General features: G+C 43.0%; 1 pseudogene. It reads left to right on the top strand.

Annotated elements, in window-relative coordinates:
* A pseudogene (locus JO950_RS21990) lies at positions 1-542 on the top strand (RHS repeat-associated core domain-containing protein); the annotation flags it as partial.

Genomic DNA, 542 nt, shown 5'->3' on the forward strand with positions numbered 1-542 from the left:
AGAACCTACAATTCAGGCAACCGACACGATACCTACTACGTTTACGATATTTATGGGAACCTGACTTATGTAGTACCCCCAAAAGTATCGGGGACAGTCAGTGACGAGATTTTAAACGGTTTGTGTTACCAATACAAATACGACTACCGCAATCGTCTGGTCGTGAAAAAACTGCCCGGAAAACAATGGGAGTTTATCGTGTACGACAAACTCGATCGTCCCGTAGCCACAGGACCGGCTTTCTCACCTTTTAAAGACGAAAACACCGAAGGCTGGCTCATTACCAAATACGATGCTTTTGGCAGACCTGTTTATACGGGTTGGAGTAGTCAGCCTTCCAATGCGGTGACCAGAAAAGCACTGCAGGACACCCAAAATACAGCCAATATTATATTTGAAACGAAAAAGACCTCAGGAACGATAGACAACATCCCGGTATATTATAGTAATGACATTGCTCCGACCAATTTTAAGCTTTTAACGGTTACTTATTACGATAATTATGCTTTTCCCAATGCAGAAAGCCGGCCTACTACAATTGA

It is taken from the genome of Flavobacterium sp. UGB4466 (assembly GCF_903469665.1).
Lineage (GTDB): Bacteria > Bacteroidota > Bacteroidia > Flavobacteriales > Flavobacteriaceae > Flavobacterium > Flavobacterium lipolyticum.